The sequence below is a fragment of the Pseudomonas baetica genome (genome assembly GCF_002813455.1).
GTDB classification, from domain to species: Bacteria; Pseudomonadota; Gammaproteobacteria; order Pseudomonadales; family Pseudomonadaceae; genus Aquipseudomonas; species Aquipseudomonas baetica.
In genome coordinates, this window is the sequence record NZ_PHHE01000001.1 from 6,860,306 (window position 1) to 6,877,699 (window position 17,394).

Consider the following 17,394-nt stretch of genomic DNA (forward strand, 5'->3'; position numbering starts at 1 on the left):
TTCGGTGAAGGAAATTCCCGGGCATAAATAAAACTGCCGGACAAGCCCAGGGCTGTCCGGCAGTTTTTTGCGTGGCCGGGCATCCCCGATCAATCACCGAATCAACGGCACGCCACTGAGGGTTTGCAAATCCTCAAAACTGATATCGGCGTAAATCTCCTTGACCTTCAAGCCGTCGGGCCTGACGTCCAGAATGGCCAGGTCGGTGTAAATCCGGGTAACGCAACCAATGCCGGTCAGCGGGTAGGTGCATTGCGGCACCAGTTTGCTTTCGCCGGTCTTGGTCAGGTGATCCATCATGACGAACACCTGACGCGCGCCGGTCGCCAGGTCCATCGCGCCACCGACGGCTGGAATAGAGCCTTCAGCGCCGGTGTGCCAGTTGGCCAGGTCGCCGTTGACCGACACCTGAAAAGCGCCGAGCACGGCAATGTCGATGTGCCCGCCGCGCATCATCGAAAACGAATCGGCGTGATGAAAGTAGGCACCACCGGCCAGCAGCGTGACGTGCTGCTTGCCCGCGTTGATCAGGTCATCGTCTTCCTCACCCGGCGCAGGACTCGGGCCCATGCCCAACACACCGTTCTCACTGTGGAGGAACACTTCCTTGTCACCCAGGTAGTTGGCCACCAGCGTCGGCACGCCAATGCCGAGGTTCACGTAAGCGCCTTCGAGAATGTCGTCGGCCACACGCTGGGCCATTTCGCTACGCGAGAGTTTGTTCATAACAGTCATGGCGGGCCTCAGTTGACGTTGGCTTTCGGGACACGGGCGAGCGGCACGGCGACCACGCGCTGGACGAAGATCCCAGGGGTGACAATGTGCTCGGGATCCAGCTCGCCCAGCTCGACGATCTGGTTGACCTGGGCGATGGCTGTCGTTGCCGCCATGGCCATGATCGGGCCGAAATTACGCGCTGCTTTGCGGTAGGTGAGATTGCCCCAACGGTCGCCTTTTTCGGCCTTGATCAGCGCCAAATCGGCGCGCAACGGCATTTCCAGCACATAGTTGCGCCCGTCGATCACGCGGGTTTCCTTGCCTTCGGCCAGTAACGTGCCAAAGCCAGTGGGCGAATAAAATGCACCGATGCCAGAACCCGCCGCACGGATACGTTCAGCGAGGTTGCCCTGTGGGACGACCTCAAGCTGCACTTTGCCGGCCAGATAGAGCTCGTCGAACACATAGGAATCGGATTGGCGCGGAAACGAGCAGATGACCTTGGCCACACGCCCGGCCTTGAGCAACGCCGCCAGACCGATTTCACCATTGCCGGCATTGTTGCTGATGATGGTCAGCTCGCGAGCGCCGCAAGCAATGACGCCATCCACCAACTCGGACGGCATGCCCGCCGTACCGAAACCACCCACCATGATGGTTGAGCCATCGGCAATGCCATCGAGTGCGGCAGCGACGGATTCAAACGTTTTGTTGATCAAGGCGTTCTCCTGTTATTCATCTTTGTGTGAACAGATCAATCAGCATGCAAACCGCAGGAATTTCGGTGCCTGCAGCGTTATGCATAGCCTGCCAAACAATGGGGTGAAGAGGGTGGCCCGAGAGGCGATGTCGTGCGATTAGCGAACGCTACCATCTGGCGACGAAGGTGGTGTTGATCAACCTGGAGAGGGGGCGCCTGGCGCCCAGAAAGACTCCGAACGTCCGTTAATGAGGTTAGAGTGGTCATTAACCGCCTCACACGTCGCGAAGAACAAATGCCGCCGGCAATGGTGGAACTCCTTCGCGCAATGCTTCCCACAAATGCAAGGAGGCGCTGGTGTGATAACGCTTTCGGGAACGAATCAGGTATGCAGAGCGATGCAAATCGGGTGCAGAAATCGGTCGAGCCCCGTCAAGCATGTTCAAGCTGAGCGCCGCCATGGTGTTCATGACAGCCGTCACATTGTTGTAGCGCGTAGCCTCTGCCAAATCAGACAAAATATCTGACTCAAGATAAATGCACGGCTTAAGACGGGCCTTGGCAAAGGCTGCGTCTAATTGCCGTCGCATCATGTACTCGCTGGGCAGCAAAGCCAATTTACCTTGGGCAAGCGTTACCAAATCAATGCTTTCTCCGTTGTGCGGCGCGTTGCTGATCGCCACAAACTGCTCCTGGAAGCACTTCGTAATCTCCAGGTCCGCAGAAGGTTCAGGATCAAATGTCACCGCCAGTTCAAAATCTCCGCGCAGGACACCATCGGTCAATGCCTGCGCGCTACGCCGGCGTAGAGATACCGACAAAGCCGGCCATTGCTCCTGAGCCCGGCGGACAACCGGTAAAACCCAACATTCGCCATAGGATTGTACGAGCCCTACGCGCACCAACCCGCCAACCTCTTGCGAGCGATCGCTGATGCTGCGCAATGCCGCTTGGAGATCGCCAAGGCAAGCTGAAATCTGCAGATGAAGTTGATTGGCCGGTTGTGTCGGTCTGGCGCGCCCCCCACTGCGATCAAATAGCCTAAGTCCGAGCGTCATCTCCAGAGCTGCAATTTGTTCAGACAAGGCAGGTTGCGAAATCGAACATGATTTCGCGGCTTCGTTAAAGCTGCTGCATTCCATCGCTGCGCTGAAATAGCGCAATTGGCGCAACGAAATGGCTTCTAGAGGGTCGCGATTTTTAATAGGTTTTTCCGATGGCTTTTAAAGAAAAAAGTGAATTTACCTTGGCAAATCCTATTGGAGATACTGGTGACCGTCAAATGCGGTGGTAGCCAGCCTTTACACCGCAACCTTTTTTCTCTCTCCTGGCCAAACGGGTTTGCCATGCCACATATCAAAATTGAAGCAAGCGCTGGGATTATCGATGTCATCGACTGGGCAAATGTCTTGAACAAGTTGCACACCGGGCTGGCCAATGAGGGCTGGGCCAGACTGTCAGATCTTAAATCCCGCATCCACCCCTGTACCGCGGCTGTTTCAGCTGATGATCCGAGCGCCCAACAAGTCATCGCGACGTTGGTTCTGACTAATCCAAGGCCTGCTGAAATGCAGCGAGCGATGATCCAGATGGTTCTGGAGTACCTTGGACAAGCCATTGATGCCACCCACCCGGATCAGTGGGTTCAATGCTGCGTCTTTCTGCAGCCGGTTCCCAAACACGATTACATCAAGCAGCAGTGGAACCCTCCGAGTTCAGCGTAACCGAGCAATACCACAACGATTTGTGAGTCACATTTTCCTAACAACAAGAAGCAGACAAAATGAAAAACTCTATTTTCCGCATTGCACTTTTGCTCGCAGGCAGCCCTCTTTTATTGGCGGCTTCACCCACTCAAGCCCAGGATGTCGTCCGTCTCGGCAATCTCAAACTGGCACATTTCGGGGCCGTCTCGTACATGAAGGACCATTGCAGCAAATACGGTTTGAAGGTTGAAGAGCGGGTTTTTTCTAAAGGTACTGACATGCTTCCGGCAATCATCTCGGGTGACCTCGACATCGCCGCTTTTGGCTCGGAGGCAGCCATTTCGGGGCGCTCTAACGGTGTGCCAATCTTTGCTCTGGCTGGTTTCTCGACCGGGGGCGCGCGCATCATCGCCGGAGCCGACAGTGGCATCAAAAGTATGAAAGACCTTAAAGGCAAGCGTGTCGCCGTCACTCGCGGTACTGCGCTGGAGCTAATGCTCTATGGAGAGCTTGAGCTTGCGGGCCTGACCTGGTCTGACAAACCGGGCAAGGATGTGCAGGTAGTTTTCCTCGCTTTTGCCGATCTCAACAATGCCTTGGTCACCAAGCAAATAGACGCGATGAATCAAGCCGAGCCGCAGGCAACACAAGCACTCAGCAAGAACATCGGAATCGAAATCACCAAGCCCTATAACACAGCCATGGGTAGCCCTTCTCGTCTGCTCGTCATGACCGAAAAAATGTACAAGGAAACCCCCGACGTCGCGCAGCGTGTTGTTACCTGTTTTGTAGAGTCGACCGTACTATTCAACAAAGATATGGCTTTGGCCGACAAATACGTGCGCGAGCAGATGTTCAAGGGACAACTCACTCCACAGGACTTCAAGGACGCCATGGAAAATGCGCAATACACGTACGACGTTACCCTTGAGCATATCGACATCACCACCAGTTACATGGCCAAGTATGGTGCGGGCAAGATGAGCAAGCCACCGAAGGCGGCCGAGTGGGTCAAGCTTGACTTGCTGCAAAAGGCTAAGGCCGATCTGAAGGTGACGCAATGATGCACAAACTCAAGAGCTTAGCCGAGGGGCTGCTGGTCCCGGTCGTGATATTGATTCTCTGGGAAGCTGGTTCGCGTTTCGGGTTGTTCTCGGCGATTCTTCTGCCTTCTCCCACTGCAGTCGCAATCAAGTGGTGGGCCTATCTGCTGCCGCTGCAATCGCAGGAACCCCACCAGAGCTATCTCGCCTGGCTATTCTCCGGCGAACTACTGCATGACGCTTACTCCAGCCTCTACCGCGTGATCGTCGGTTTCATCATCGGTGCCGCGCTGGCGTTGCCCGTCGGCCTTCTAATGGGGGCCAGCAACCGTATCTACCAGCTGCTCAACCCGTTGATGCAGATACTGCGGCCGATTCCACCGATTGCTTATATTCCGCTGGCTATCCTCTGGTTCGGGCTGGGCAATCCACCGTCCTTCTTCCTGATTGCCATTGGTGCTTTCTTCCCTGTATTGATGAATACCATTGCCGGTGTCCGTCAGGTCGATGGAATCTACCTGCGCGCTGCACGTAATCTCGGGGTTAATCAGTGGACGATGTTTAGCCGCATCATCCTGCCAGCCGCGACGCCCTACATCCTGGCGGGTGTGCGCATCGGTATCGGCAGCGCGTTTATCGTCGTGATCGTTTCCGAAATGATTGCGGTCAACGACGGCCTGGGCTTCAGGATTCTTGAGGCTCGGGAATTCATGTGGTCGGACAAAATCATCGCAGGCATGATCACCATCGGCATGCTCGGACTCCTTATCGATACCGCTGTCAGTCGACTAAATAACCATTTGCTGCGCTGGCATCGCGGCCTGGAGCAATAGCATGGCCCAAATCATCATCAACAACGTACAGAAGGTCTTTAAGACGCCGGGCAAGGATGTCATTGCGTTGAAGAATATCAATCTGGAGATCAAGCAGGGGGAGTTCGTTTGTTTGCTCGGCCCTTCGGGCTGTGGCAAGTCAACGCTACTCAACGCCGTGGCTGGCTTTGCGCTGCCTTCGGGTGGGGAGATTACCGTTGAGGGCAAGAACATCATCGGGCCTGGCCCGGATCGTGGCATGGTGTTTCAGGAATACGCACTGTTCCCGTGGATGAACATTTCTCAGAATATTGCGTTTGGCCTTGAAGTACAGAAGAAGTCGAAGTCGGAGATCGATTCGACGGTCAATCAGTTGCTGGCGTTGTTGCACCTCACTGATTTCCGCGACCGTTTTCCGAAAGATTTGTCCGGTGGCATGCGCCAGCGTGTAGCCATTGCCCGTGTGTTGGCGCTTGATTCGCCAATCATGCTGATGGATGAACCCTTCGGTGCTCTCGATGCGCTGACCCGGCGCAATTTGCAGGATGAATTGCTGCGCATCTGGGAGAAGCTAGGCAAGACGATTCTCTTCGTCACCCACTCGATAGAGGAGTCGATCTATCTCGCTGACCGTATTGTTGTAATGACTTATCGCCCAGGTACGGTCAAGCGCGATCACATTGTCGAGATACCCCGGCCGCGTGATCCGGCTTCGCCAGAGTTCAACAAACTGAAACGCGAACTTGGCCTGTTGGTCATGGAGGAGCAGCAGCGCCATTCCAATGATGAAATGAAACTTGCCACGGGCGACTGATAAAAGACCGAGAATATTGTTCAGAAGCAACATCTGAACCCCATTCAATCAGTTTTTAAACACCCAATCGTCACACCGCGCTATGACAAGGTGTGACGATTATCTTTTAGAGTATTGGCCTCTCGTGTCTTGTTGCTGTCTATCTGGCGATCGAAGGAAAAATTCTGGTCCAACATTTCGATAACGCTGAACTACCAGTCCTCTAGTGTCTGGCTATCCAATTGCGCAACGCGAGAAATAATGTAATCGCGCAAAGTGCGTATCAACGGGGTGATCTGGCGTCGGCTCGGCAACACCATGAAGAGTGGCGCCGGCTCGGTCGTCCAATGGGGACACAAGGCCTGGAGATGCCCTTGCGCAAGATCCTTGGCCACGTCTAAACGCGCCTTGTAGGCGATACCTTTACCCAGCAGCGCCCAAAGCCGCACGGCGTCGCCGTCGTTGGACACATTGATGCTCCTGACGCGCACGGTAATCTGCGGCTCATCCCCCAAAGAGAAGCGCCATCTGTCACGCACGTTGTCGCCTAGCATAAAGCACAGGCAGGCGTGGTCGGTCAGTTCGTGGGGGCTTGAGGGCGTGCCATGCCTGGACAGATAAGCGGGTGAGGCGCAAAGCACTCGACGGTGCGTCGGTGCCAGCGGGAGAGCCACAAGGCTGGAGTCTGGGGGTTGACCATAGCGGAAGGCCGCATCGACAGGCTCGCTGTACACATTGGCCATGCGATCTGACAGTTGCAGGCGGATTTCAACCTGTGGGTGCACATTCTGGAAGTCGTTGAGCCAGGGCAGCAGCAGGTTACGGCCGAAGTCGGACGATGCCGCGAGCTTGAGAACGCCCTGCAGAACCGGATCGCCCACGGTGATTTGCTGCGCGGCTTTCTGCAGTGTCTGTAAGGCCGGACGGCAATCTTCCAGGAAACGTTCGCCGTGTTCTGTCAGACGCAGGCTGCGAGTCGACCGCACAAATAGTTGCACGCCCAGTTCCGCTTCCAGACGTTTAAGCGCAGCGCTTGCCGCGGCCGGCGTCAGGTCGAGCTTGCGAGCGGTCGCAGATAGGCTTCCGGTGTCAACGGTACGTACAAAAATCTCAAGATCCTGTAGGGCTTTCATCGGTACGCGGGGCTCTCTGCTGGGCATATTTTCAAATATTATTTGAATATACCTTCTCGAAATAGGCTGTTCTTCAAATTATTTTGTTCGTGGATGATCAACACTCATCCACGGGATGTCAGGCGCTCAACAACCTGATCCGATTGCTCTTTGCCCTGCATGCCGCTTGACGTATGGCCGTTGTGATCAACGACTCAAAGTGAAAGCCAAATCTGAGAGAGACTTATGAAAGCCGATGATCGAGACCAACCGTCTATCCAGACGCCCGATAATCCACAGCGACGCACTTTTCTCCAGCACGCGGGGGTAGGTGTCGCCGCCCTCGCAGCCACGACTTTAGTCAATCAGGCATCAGCAGCGTCGGTTCCCGCTCTCGAGGACGGCAACAAAGGCAAGGTCGCTGGCAAGCAGGGGAAGTTTTGGCCCGGTGATACGCGCCTGGTAGTTTCAGTGTCGATGCAGTTCGAGGCCGGTGGTCAGCCTGCGAAAGGCACGGACAGCCCGTTCCCTCGTGTAGATTTTCCAGACAGTGTGCCTTCGGATGCTGCCGCGAATACCTGGTTTGCCTACGGCTACCGGGAAGGTATACCGCGAATGCTTGATCTGTGGGATCGCTACGGAGTGAAAGTCACTTGTCACATGATCGGCGAAGCCGCTCAGCGTCACCCGGAGTTGGCCAGGGAAATAGTGAGGCGCGGCCATGAGGCGTCTGGTCACGGGCCGCGCTGGAGCTCTCAATATGCGATGGGGCGAGATGAAGAGCGAAAGTTTTTACAACAAGCACGGGACATGGTCGCAGAAGTAACGGGCCAGAGTCCTGCGGGGTACAACTGCAATTGGTTACGGCGTGGCCCAAATACGCTATCACTGCTGCAAGAGTTGGGTTATCTCTATCATATTGACGATCTTAGTCGTGACGAGCCTTTTATTGAGAAGGTGAATAATAAAGACTTTGTGGTAGTTCCGTATACATTGCGCAATAACGACATTCTGTTGGTTGAGGGTCGTAATTATTCACCAAGTCAGTTTTTGGAACAGATAAAATTAGACTTTGATCAGTTGTATGAAGAGAGCAGTACTCGCCGTCGAATGATGTCTGTCAGCGCCCATGATCGCATCAGTGGCTCCCCTCAAATGGTTCGTGTATGGGGAGAGTTTCTGAAATATGCTAATAGTCATGCGGGCGTGAAGTTTATGCGTAAGGATGAAATCGCTCGCTACACCCTGGAAAGTCCACTCTCGTATAGAGAGTCAGAAACGATATAGGTTAGATCAGGTTTGCCCACCCTATAGGTTTTGAAGAGATTTAAGTTTCATCCCGATCAAGGATCATGAGAACCCGCGATATTCGACCATAACGCGAATGTTCTGGATGGTTTCGGTGAACATAAGTTTTACGAGCAGGCTCGCTCCTGCAGAAGCCAGAACTGATGAGCGCCGGGTAATTTTCAAGGACCTTGAAAGAGATGGTTTTAAATGGCTTTCGGTAGGCTGTGATTTTATCATCACCCCGATAAATTGCGTATGAGGCGCTGTATGTCCATGAATATAAAAGTTGTTAATTGGCTGTCATTGTTGATCACCACCATGCTGGTTGTATTGTCGGTTAGTTCGTTTTTTATCTACTCCATTTCGAGCTGGACGCTAATGTCGCTAGTGGGGTTGATCGTGTTGCTGGTGTTGTCTTTTTTTTCGCTATGGCAACGTCCATACTCGTTTTTTGCATGGCTTGCTACGATGTTTTCATTGCTTGTAGTCGGTCGTTTATTTTCCACTATGCGCCTCAGCGCCTTGAGTGAAACCGGATCAGCGCTCGATCCGCTACTTCTGGCAGAAACGGGTCCTGGATTACCTTGGGTAACCTGGACGTGTGTAGGGTTATTTGTCTTGTTGATGCTAAAGCTCTGGAGCATTATTCAGCACGATCGCAGTGTGGCTGGTACAAGTTCAGAGCAATGGGGCATGACCGCAATCAGGGTTTATGTCGGTTTGATGTTCATTGCTCATTTCGCCGGGCATTTGTTCGCCGGCCCCCAGGCGTTTGAAGTGTTTCGTAATTACTTCGGGAGTATAGGCCTGCCGTATCCAGCCTATTTTGTGGTGCTGGCCGGGCTAATAGAGTTGGCTGTAGCGTTTGGGCTGGCGTTTGGCTTTCTAACGCGTTTGGCGGCCTTCGGCGGCGCCGTGTACCTGCTGGTGTCCGTTGGAATGGGCGGACACTACGGCGTGGGTTACATATGGGTGTTGCCTACGGGGGGCTGGGAGTTTCCTGCTCTTTGGGCCTTTGTTGTAGGGGTTTTTGCATTTACGGGAGCCGGTCCTGTTTCTGTTGATAATTACCTGCGAACTCCGCGCCGCTGATATATGACGGTTAGGGCTCTACAACACCCACTTTGATCTCTGCTGGCTTTGTTAAGGGGTTGCGATTGCCTGCGCCAATTGCGTCTGCCTACCGAGCAGGCCAATAGCCGTGCGCATTATCCGGATTAACTGGAATATGTTTCCCGAACTGAGTCGATTATCAAGAAATCCCCTCGTGGATATTCTGTAGTCATTGCCCCCCCGACGATTTACCAGGAGACACTGATGTCCACACTTTTCACACTAGGCGTTGTTGGTCAACTTAACACGCCCAACCGTGTTGTCATGGCACCCATGACTCGATCGCGCAGCACCCAGCCTGGCGATGTGCCGAACGCCATGAACGCGTTGTATTACGCGCAGCGTGCGTCGGCTGCGTTCATTGTTACTGAAGCCACGCAGATTTCGCCCCAGGGCAAGGGCTATTCCTTCACCCCAGGGATTTACAGTGAAGAACAGGTCGCAGGCTGGCGCTTGGTGACCGATGCGGTGCATGCCGCTGGCGGACGTATTTTCCTGCAGTTGTGGCATGTAGGGCGCATGTCGCACCCTGACTTCCACAATGGCGAATTACCGGTCGCGCCTTCCGCGATTGCGTTTGATGGCAGCATCTGGAAAGTGGATGCCGAATCGGGTGTCGGCAGTATGGCCCAGTGCCCGATACCACGGGCACTGGAGCGCGACGAAATCCACGCTATCGTCGACGATTATCGTAAGGCCGCGCGTAATGCCATGACGGCAGGTTTCGACGGTGTCGAAGTGCATGGGGCCAATGGCTACCTGATCGACCAGTTCCTGCGTACCACGTCGAACACGCGTACGGATGAATACGGCGGATCTCGCGAGAACCGCCTGCGCTTTCTCAAGGAAGTCATGGATGCGGTAGTTGATGAAGTCGGGAGCGATCGCACGGCGATACGGATTGCGCCGTTTCTTACAGCGCGCGGCATGGCCTGCCCGGACATTCTGCCGACTTTGCTGGAGGCAACCAGCTATTTGCAGGACAAGGGCATTGCGTACCTGCACCTGGTCGAAGCGGACTGGGATGATGCCCCCAAGTTTCCCGAGGACTTCCGCCAAGCCGTGCGCGAGCGCTTTCGCAATGCGATTGTGGTGGCCGGCAAGTACGACCTGGAACTTGCTGAGTGGGTACTGGAAAAAGGCTACGCAGACTTTATCGCCTTCGGACGCAAGTTTGTCGCCAACCCGGATCTGCCGTTGCGGTTGGAGAAGGGTTACCCGTTAGCCGGCCTGGAGGGGGCTGAGTTGTTTGGCGGTACCGAACGTGGTTACTCGGACTTTGCTGCCTGGGCTCAGTAGGGCTGAAAGCTGCACGTCTGATCCAAAAAATCTCCTTGGAGCGCGCTCAGGTCGCCAGCTTCAAGGAGATTTCGTCCATCAGCAGTTTGACCCGGCGCGGTACTGCGTGGCCGGAAGGGTAGACAATCTGCAAGTCCACGCCCGGCAGGGAGTAGGTCTCCAGCACCTCGACCAGTCGGCGTGCGTCCAAGTCATCACGCACATCGATGTAGGACTTGATACAGATGCCGTGACCCGCCTGGCACCATTGGCGCACCTGATCGCCATCATTGGCAATACGCCTGCCCGACACCAGCACCTTGAACGTACGGCCATCGGCGTAGAACTGCCATTCACGGTGGATGCTGCTGCCAAAGCGCATCAGGATGCACTGCTGCTGCACCAAGTCCGATGGGTGTTGGGGAGTGCCGTGGGCCATGAGATAGGCGGGGGATGCACACACGACCCTACGGCCCTCGCTGAGTTTTCTGACGCGCAGGGTGCTGTCGGGCAGGGCGCCATATCGAATGGCAAAATCGATGCCTTGCCCCGCCAGATCCAGGTAGCCATCGGTCAGGTTCAGGTCGAGGCTGACGTCGGGATGTTCCTGCAGAAAATCATCGAGGATTGGCACGATGCGGTTGCGCCCCAGGTCGACGGGGGCGCTCAGGCGTATCAGGCCCGAGATCCGCTCGGTGCCCAGTTTGATATTGCTCTCGATGTCTTCAGCCTCTGCGAGCAGGCGCCGGGCGCCCTCCATCAGCATCCGTCCTTCGTCCGTCAGGCTGATCGAGCGCGTGGTACGGGTCAGCAGGGTTGCGCCGTAGTGCCTTTCCAAAGCCCCAAGCCGTTCTGATACAGACGTGGGCGACAGCCCTACCTCGCGGCCTGCCGCCGACAATCCGCCTTTCTCCACAATCACTAAAAACAGCGCGAGGTTCTCGAAGAGCATTATCCGGATTTCCCTGAATATGATTGTGCTTTTGGCTGGATTCTACGCCTTGTGCTTCAACGATATCGTTTCTCCATTCACTCTTGAGGAGCGACATCGTGCATATCGATCACGTCACCCTACGTACCCGCGACCTTCGCGCTACCTGCGACTTTATGATTCAGGTCTTTGATCTGGAGGAGGGCACTCGCCCCCAAGAAATCCGTGGCATGCGCGGTCACTGGCTGTACAGCGAGGGCCAACCGCTAGTGCACATCATTGAAGCCCACGGCCAAGGCCTGCTGCGTGCCGCCGAATTTATCGACCATGTGGGGTTTCGGATGGGTGACTACGACGCCTTCAAGGCAAAACTCGAACGCCTTGGCATCGAGTACAGAACCATTGATATCCCGACGCTGAATGAGCGGCGGATTTTTTTGCGCACCCCGGGCGGGCAGTTGTTAGAGACCGTTTTCCCAGGCGGCTCTTCTGAAAACAGCTGGTAGTCACCCAACCGTACGCCTGGAGAAACACTGATGAATGATTCAACCAAAATGCCTTTTCAAGTATGGATCCTCACGCTGGCGGCATTCGCCATTGGTACGGCGGAGTTTGTGATCGCCGGTATTCTTCCGCAAGTGGCCGAAAGTCTGGCGATCAGCGAGGGACAGACAGGATCGTTGATCACCGCCTATGCCTTGGCCATTGTCGTGGGCGGCCCTTTGCTGACCCTGTGGCTGTCACGTTTCGAAAAGCGCAATGTACTTTTGGGGTTGATGGCGCTGTTTATCGTCGCCAACCTGATCACTGCACTGAGCCAGGATTACACCGTGTTGCTGATCAGCCGTGTCCTGGCCGGTTTGACCCAAGGCCCGTTTTATGGGATCGGCGCTGTGGTCGCCACGCGTTTGGTTGCACCACAGATGGCTGGCCGTGCCGTTGGGCAAATGTTCGCTGGCTTGACCCTGGCCAATGTGCTTGGCGTGCCCGCGGGGGCGTGGATTGGAAATGTGCTGGGATGGCACGCTTCGTTTTTCGTGGTCGCTGCATTGGGAGCCTTGGCGGCGGTGGCGATTGCCAGCTACATCGAGCGACAAGGGCAGGAAAAGGCAATGTCCGTCATCGGGCAACTGGCGGTACTGCGTGACCGCCATTTATTGGCGAGCCTGATGATCACCGTGCTCAGTTGGGTCGGCTTCATGACGTTCTATGGTTATGTGGCGCCCTTTGCCGAGCAAGTGGCCGGCATTGATCGCAGTAACATCACCTGGGTGCTGGTCATTGTTGGCGCTGGCTTGGTCATCGGTAACAGCCTGGGCGGCAGGACCGCCGACGCCAACCTGCGTCTGTCGCTGATTGGCTGGCCTTTGGCAATGATTGTCTCGTTGTTTGTCGCGTACCTGGTGGCGAGCAATCCCTACGCGTTTCTGGTGGCCGCTTTTGCCTTTGGCGTGACCTCGTTTGCCAATGTTCCGGCGCTGCAGATGCGCGTGATGAACTACGGTGGTAAAGCGCCTGAGCTGGCGGCTACGGCGAATATCTCCGCGTTCAATGTTGCCAACGCCCTGGGTGGCATCATTGGTGGCATGGTCATCGACAGCCATTTCGGTGCACAAGCGATCCCTTTTGCGGCGGCGATTATTCCTATCGTCGGTGTGTTGTTTATCCTGACCCAGGAGCGTAAGGGCCCAATTGCAGCGGTTTCGTTGTTTAAATGATAAACAAGGGCGTCCCGTTCAGTTCACCCGCGGTGTGCAACGTTCAGCAAACTCAGCCCGTTCCACGACACTCTAGAACAGGCGCTTGAGCTGATTCGTTTCGGGCGACGCACAACCGCAGGAGTGCCAAGCGCTTTTCGAGCAGATTAACGCCGAGCGCTATGATGGCGGCTACAAAAGCTCACGGCGTTTGTTCGCACCCGGCGAGGTGAGCAAAACAAGTCTTCACGCGCTTTTGTACCGCTAACTCTTGCTCTGGGGGAGGCCTTTCAATTCGACTGGAGCGAAGACAGCCTGATGATCGGTGGTCTGTTTCGACGTCTCCAAGTCTTCCCCATGAAACCGGATAATCCGTGATGACGGTGTGTGGCGACATAGGGTAGGGCGCCGCAGGCTCGGTTCAGATGTGTTCAAACTGGCTGAATTGGTTACTTAGAGTTGAGACACGGCTGGTGATATCTGCTTGCGGTGCGGGCATACCAAGCTTAATGGTGAAGACTCACCAGGGTAGTCTGGGAGCAGGAGGACGAGTCGTCCTGCCGCCACATCCGCACTCACATCCAGCCATGACTTGTAGGCGATGCCTTCGCCGGCCAATGCCCAGCGCCGCACCACGTCGTCATCGTCATCGTCACTGAATAACGGACCTGAAACTTGGACGGTGTGTGAGCTCAGGCACCATTTGTCGTAGACACGACCGTTTTGCAGGTATAGCAAGCAGGAGTGCTGGCTGAGGTCATTGGGGGTTTGCGGGTAGCCATGACGCGCAACATAGTCTTTTGAAGCCACCAGCACTTTGCGATTCACACTTGTGCAAACCCTTCGAAAAACTAAAGCGTTGAACGACTCCGAAAAAGTCTGTTTGCAGACTAAGAGTTACTGTCGAGAAGCGAAAGTCAAAAGTTCAAACGCATGTCTTTTCCCGACCTACGCGCCTTTTGCAGCCTAAGCAACAAATCAAGTCATCCTGCTCGGTCAAGCCGCAGTTGTTTGGGATTGAGTAACGCTCAGTCTGGGATCAGGTGCCGTCCATGACAGGCAGCTATCGACTGTGCGGCATTGTAAGAAGTACTCGCCCGCAAGATGCTGAAGACCCGGTCAAAAGGTTCAAGCTCAGTCCGAAGGCCCTCAATGACAAGCGCACTGTCGCGGTAGAAGGCGCGCAATCGAGCTTTTGTCTGTCTACGTGGCGCTTACCCTTTTTGTCGTCATCCATTTTTTCTTAACAGCTTTCAACTGTATCGCTAATTATCATTTTGCATTCGCTGCCACATGATCGGTTTATGCCATCCCGATCAAAGGAAATCGCATTTTATGCGAACGGCTCGTCACACCTCCCCGTACTGCGCTCTGTCGAGCGTCCTGCCACGACGAAAGTTCGTATGACAGAAATTCCCGTTATCGAGCTTCCAGTCGCCCCCCAAGCCGCAACGATCGAGATGGACTCGGCGCTGGGATGTTGCCGATTGTTGTTGCAGTTGAGTCAGGGCCATGAGTCGAATATACAGGCGCGGACGGGGCAGGCTGACCTGAGCTCTGCTGTCAGAACCTACGGTGCTGCCAACGGCATTGACTTGCGGCTTGAGCGTCTGTCTCTGCACAAGTTGACGTCCAAGATGCTACCCCTGGCTTGGCGTAACCGGGCCGGCGACTTCTTCCTGCTGGCCCGGCTCTCCGAAACCCAGGCCTTGATCCAGTCTCCATTGGCTGGCACCCCGGATGTGATTGAGCGCGACCAACTGGCCGAGCAATGGAGCGGTCAAGTGATTCGTGTGCGCGAAGGAAGGCTGCGTTTCGACCTGTCCTGGTTTATCCCCGAATTGCGGCACCATCGACGGGTGCTGGGCGAAGTTTTGCTGTGTTCCTTGCTGTTGCAAGTACTGGCACTGGCGACTCCGTTGTTGTTTCAGGCGGTGATGGACAAGGTCATGGCGCACCGGGCGCTGGCGACCCTGGACATGCTGGTGGTGACACTAGTGGTGGTGGGCGTGTTCGAAGTTCTGCTCAAGGGACTGCGCGAATACTTGTCGGCACACACCGCCTTCCTCAATGAAACCGTCGGTAGCAGCGAAACAATCAAGAACCTGGCGGTGGAACCGCAGATGCAAAGGCGTTGGGAGTCGCAGACCGCCGAATCGGTCGAGGCCGGTTTTGCCAGCCAGTCCCTGGGCAGTGCTATCAGCCAGAGCGTGACGCTGTTACAGAAGGTCACCGCCGTCGCCGTGATCTCTGCTGGGGCGCGCACAAAGTGATCGGCCTGGAGATGACCCTCGGACAGTTGATCGCCTTCAATATGATGCTGTCCCACGTCAGTCAGCCTCTGGCCAAGTTGATCGACGTGTGGCAGCAATTCGTCCAAGTGCGGGTGTCGGTAGATAAGCTGGGGGACATGCTCAACCTGCCGGTGGAGCAAGCTCGTGGCCAGCAACGCCCGGTCGAGGCGTTGCGCGGTGAAGTGCGCATCGAGCAATTGTCCTTCCGTTATCGCCCCGACCTCGACTGGGTGCTCAGGGGCCTGGATCTGCATATCGCCGCCGGGCAGACCCTGGGCATCGTCGGGCCTTCCGGCTCCGGCAAAAGCACTCTGACGCGCTTGCTGCAAAAATTCTATGTGCCCGATGCAGGGCGCATCCTGATCGATGGCCAACCGTTGCAGCAATTAGAGCCGGGTTGGCTGCGCAGCCAGATTGGCGTGGTGTTGCAGGAGAATTATCTGTTTAACCGCAGCGTGCGGCAGAACATCGCCCTGCGCCATCCCACCGCCGGCCTGGAAAGCGTGATCGACGCCGCTCGCCTGGCCGGCGCCCAACGCCAGCGTCTAGCCATTGCCCGAGCCTTGATGGGCGACCCGCGACTACTGATTTTCGACGAGGCCACCAGCGCCCTTGACGACGAATCCCAAGCGCTGATTCAGGACAACATGGCGCGGATCGCCGCGGGTCGTACGGTGATCATCATCGTCCATAGACTTTCGGCGGTACGCCAATGCCAAAGGATCATCACCCTGGAGCAGGGACGCATCAGCGAGTCCGGTAAACACCAGGAACTGCTCGCCAATGGTGGCTGTTATGCGCGGCTTTGGGTCTTGCAACAGGCGCTGCTCAAGGAGACTGCATGATGGCCGTTCATACCAAACTCCTGGGGCAAGCTTGGCGTGCCTTGCGCCAAGCGCCCGTGACGCTCAAGCGCAACCGCGACGAATATGAATTCCAGCCCGGCTACTTGGAGATCGTCGAGCGTCCGTCAGCCCCCTGGGCAAGGGCCACTGCATTGCTGCTGATTCTGTCGGTTGTGTTGGCGCTTGGCTGGGCGATCCTGGGTTTTCTCGATATTCATGCTAGCAGCAATGGCCGGCTGATGGTCTCCAGCTACACCAAGACCATTCAGGCCCACGAAGCCGGCGAAGTGAGCGCAATCCATGTGCGTGACGGGCAGCGGGTCAGGGCCGGCGAGCCGCTGGTGGCGCTGAATCCGATTGGCGTCGACGCCGAGTTGGGCGAGTTGCAGGCCCAGTTGGCGTTCAAGCGCTTGGAGCGGGCACGGGCCATAGCGCTGTTGAGCAACGATCCGCTGGGCAACTATGAGCCGCCCGCGGGCTTAGCCCCGGAACAGGTAGCGACGGCCAGGGCGCAACTGGCAAGCACCTGGCGCGAAATCAGCGCCAACCTCGACAGCCTGCGCGCCGAAATCTACATCAATCAGGCCAACCAGCGCGCCCGCAACGTGGAGATTGCCGCCTTGGGCAAACTGGCGGGCAATATCCGCCAACGCCTGAACGCCCGTCGGGCGATGGCCGCCGAGCAACTGATGCCGCAGGTCGAACTGCTGGAACAGGAGAAAGAACAACTGGACGTCGAACGTTCCCTGGCCCAGCAAAACGCTGAATTGCAAGTGCTAAAGGCCGAGGCACAGAACCGCGTCGAACAGCGTGACAGTTTCCTGGCCAGGACCCAGCGCGAGCAGCACGACCTGCTTAACAGCACCCGCCAGGACATCGCCGTGCTCGAGCAGTAATTGATCCGCGGCCGCGACCGGCAGCGCCTGCAAACCCTGCTGGCGCCGGTGGACGGGGTGGTCCAGCAACTGGCGGTCCACACCCTGGGTGGTGCCGTGCAGGCAGCTCAGCAACTGCTGGTGATCGTCCCCGATGGTATCTACTCAATATCTTTAAGGTGTTGATT

General features: G+C 56.0%; 16 protein-coding genes and 3 pseudogenes. 13 read left to right on the top strand and 6 right to left on the bottom strand.

Features of this window, described 5'->3' with window-relative positions:
- Positions 1 to 93: 93 nt before the first annotated feature.
- From ATI02_RS31780 to ATI02_RS31790, 3 genes are all read right to left on the bottom strand, one after another.
- Positions 94 to 735: a 3-oxoacid CoA-transferase subunit B gene (locus tag ATI02_RS31780; RefSeq protein ID WP_100848397.1), complete on the bottom strand. Its 642-nt coding sequence runs from the start codon at positions 733 to 735 to the stop codon at positions 94 to 96.
- Between the two features lie 8 nt (positions 736 to 743).
- Entirely contained in the window at positions 744 to 1,436 is a 693-nt protein-coding gene (locus tag ATI02_RS31785; protein WP_100848398.1) for a 3-oxoacid CoA-transferase subunit A, read from the bottom strand.
- Between the two features lie 256 nt (positions 1,437 to 1,692).
- Positions 1,693 to 2,589 (bottom strand): LysR family transcriptional regulator, encoded by an 897-nt coding sequence (locus tag ATI02_RS31790; RefSeq protein ID WP_202864012.1) that lies wholly within the window; start codon positions 2,587 to 2,589, stop codon positions 1,693 to 1,695.
- Between the two features lie 99 nt (positions 2,590 to 2,688).
- On the opposite strand from ATI02_RS31790, the gene ATI02_RS31795 reads away from it, so the two are divergent.
- From ATI02_RS31795 to ATI02_RS31810, 4 genes are read left to right on the top strand one after another with little or no spacing between them, the layout of a single operon-like run.
- Positions 2,689 to 3,141: a tautomerase family protein gene (locus ATI02_RS31795; RefSeq protein WP_202864013.1), complete on the top strand. Its 453-nt coding sequence runs from the start codon at positions 2,689 to 2,691 to the stop codon at positions 3,139 to 3,141.
- 59 nt (positions 3,142 to 3,200) lie between these two features.
- Positions 3,201 to 4,187 (top strand): ABC transporter substrate-binding protein, encoded by a 987-nt coding sequence (locus tag ATI02_RS31800; RefSeq protein ID WP_095190794.1) that lies wholly within the window; start codon positions 3,201 to 3,203, stop codon positions 4,185 to 4,187.
- The gene (locus ATI02_RS31805; RefSeq protein WP_202864014.1) at positions 4,187 to 4,999 is read left to right on the top strand and encodes an ABC transporter permease; all 813 of its coding nucleotides are present in this window, start codon (positions 4,187 to 4,189) and stop codon (positions 4,997 to 4,999) included. The genes ATI02_RS31800 and ATI02_RS31805 overlap by 1 nt, the downstream gene beginning before the upstream one ends.
- A gap of 1 nt (position 5,000) precedes the next feature.
- Entirely contained in the window at positions 5,001 to 5,792 is a 792-nt protein-coding gene (locus tag ATI02_RS31810) for an ABC transporter ATP-binding protein (protein ID WP_095190792.1), read from the top strand.
- 191 nt (positions 5,793 to 5,983) lie between these two features.
- Here the strand turns inward: ATI02_RS31810 and ATI02_RS31815 are convergent, their stop codons facing one another.
- Entirely contained in the window at positions 5,984 to 6,904 is a 921-nt protein-coding gene (locus tag ATI02_RS31815; RefSeq protein ID WP_095190791.1) for a LysR family transcriptional regulator, read from the bottom strand.
- 225 nt (positions 6,905 to 7,129) lie between these two features.
- On the opposite strand from ATI02_RS31815, the gene ATI02_RS31820 reads away from it, so the two are divergent.
- The 3 genes from ATI02_RS31820 to ATI02_RS31830 all read left to right on the top strand — a co-directional run bounded on the left by ATI02_RS31820 (position 7,130) and on the right by ATI02_RS31830 (position 10,585).
- Entirely contained in the window at positions 7,130 to 8,170 is a 1,041-nt protein-coding gene (locus tag ATI02_RS31820; RefSeq protein ID WP_100848400.1) for a polysaccharide deacetylase family protein, read from the top strand.
- A gap of 276 nt (positions 8,171 to 8,446) precedes the next feature.
- Complete coding sequence (locus tag ATI02_RS31825) at positions 8,447 to 9,265, top strand: DoxX family protein (protein WP_170947303.1); 819 nt, start codon at positions 8,447 to 8,449, stop codon at positions 9,263 to 9,265.
- A 222-nt stretch (positions 9,266 to 9,487) separates the two neighbouring features.
- Complete coding sequence (locus ATI02_RS31830) at positions 9,488 to 10,585, top strand: alkene reductase (RefSeq protein ID WP_371857643.1); 1,098 nt, start codon at positions 9,488 to 9,490, stop codon at positions 10,583 to 10,585.
- Between the two features lie 46 nt (positions 10,586 to 10,631).
- Here the strand turns inward: ATI02_RS31830 and ATI02_RS31835 are convergent, their stop codons facing one another.
- Positions 10,632 to 11,516 carry a LysR family transcriptional regulator gene (locus ATI02_RS31835; protein WP_095190787.1) on the bottom strand — a complete coding sequence of 295 codons (885 nt, stop codon included), beginning with the start codon at positions 11,514 to 11,516 and terminating at the stop codon, positions 10,632 to 10,634.
- 98 nt (positions 11,517 to 11,614) lie between these two features.
- On the opposite strand from ATI02_RS31835, the gene ATI02_RS31840 reads away from it, so the two are divergent.
- The 3 genes and pseudogenes from ATI02_RS31840 to ATI02_RS31850 all read left to right on the top strand — a co-directional run.
- On the top strand, positions 11,615 to 12,001 hold the full coding sequence (locus tag ATI02_RS31840; protein ID WP_095190786.1) for a VOC family protein: 387 nt from the start codon (positions 11,615 to 11,617) through the stop codon (positions 11,999 to 12,001).
- A 30-nt stretch (positions 12,002 to 12,031) separates the two neighbouring features.
- Entirely contained in the window at positions 12,032 to 13,213 is a 1,182-nt protein-coding gene (locus ATI02_RS31845; protein WP_095190785.1) for an MFS transporter, read from the top strand.
- Between the two features lie 27 nt (positions 13,214 to 13,240).
- Positions 13,241 to 13,555, top strand: a pseudogene (locus ATI02_RS31850) (IS21 family transposase); the annotation flags it as partial.
- A 90-nt stretch (positions 13,556 to 13,645) separates the two neighbouring features.
- Here ATI02_RS31850 and ATI02_RS31855 read toward each other — a convergent pair.
- Positions 13,646 to 14,017: pseudogene (locus ATI02_RS31855) on the bottom strand (LysR substrate-binding domain-containing protein); the annotation flags it as partial.
- Positions 14,018 to 14,595: 578 nt separating this feature from the next.
- Between ATI02_RS31855 and ATI02_RS33170 the strand changes: the two are divergent.
- From ATI02_RS33170 to ATI02_RS33020, 3 genes and pseudogenes are all read left to right on the top strand, one after another.
- Positions 14,596 to 16,331 (top strand): annotated as a pseudogene (locus ATI02_RS33170) (ATP-binding cassette domain-containing protein).
- Positions 16,328 to 17,227, top strand: a complete 900-nt coding sequence (locus ATI02_RS31865) for an HlyD family secretion protein (protein WP_238156246.1) — start codon at positions 16,328 to 16,330, stop codon at positions 17,225 to 17,227. The pseudogene ATI02_RS33170 and the gene ATI02_RS31865 overlap by 4 nt, the downstream one beginning before the upstream one ends.
- A complete protein-coding gene (locus tag ATI02_RS33020) occupies positions 17,228 to 17,392 on the top strand; it encodes an HlyD family efflux transporter periplasmic adaptor subunit (protein ID WP_238156247.1) in 165 nt (54 codons plus the stop codon). It abuts the gene before it with no gap.
- Positions 17,393 to 17,394: the final 2 nt, after the last annotated feature.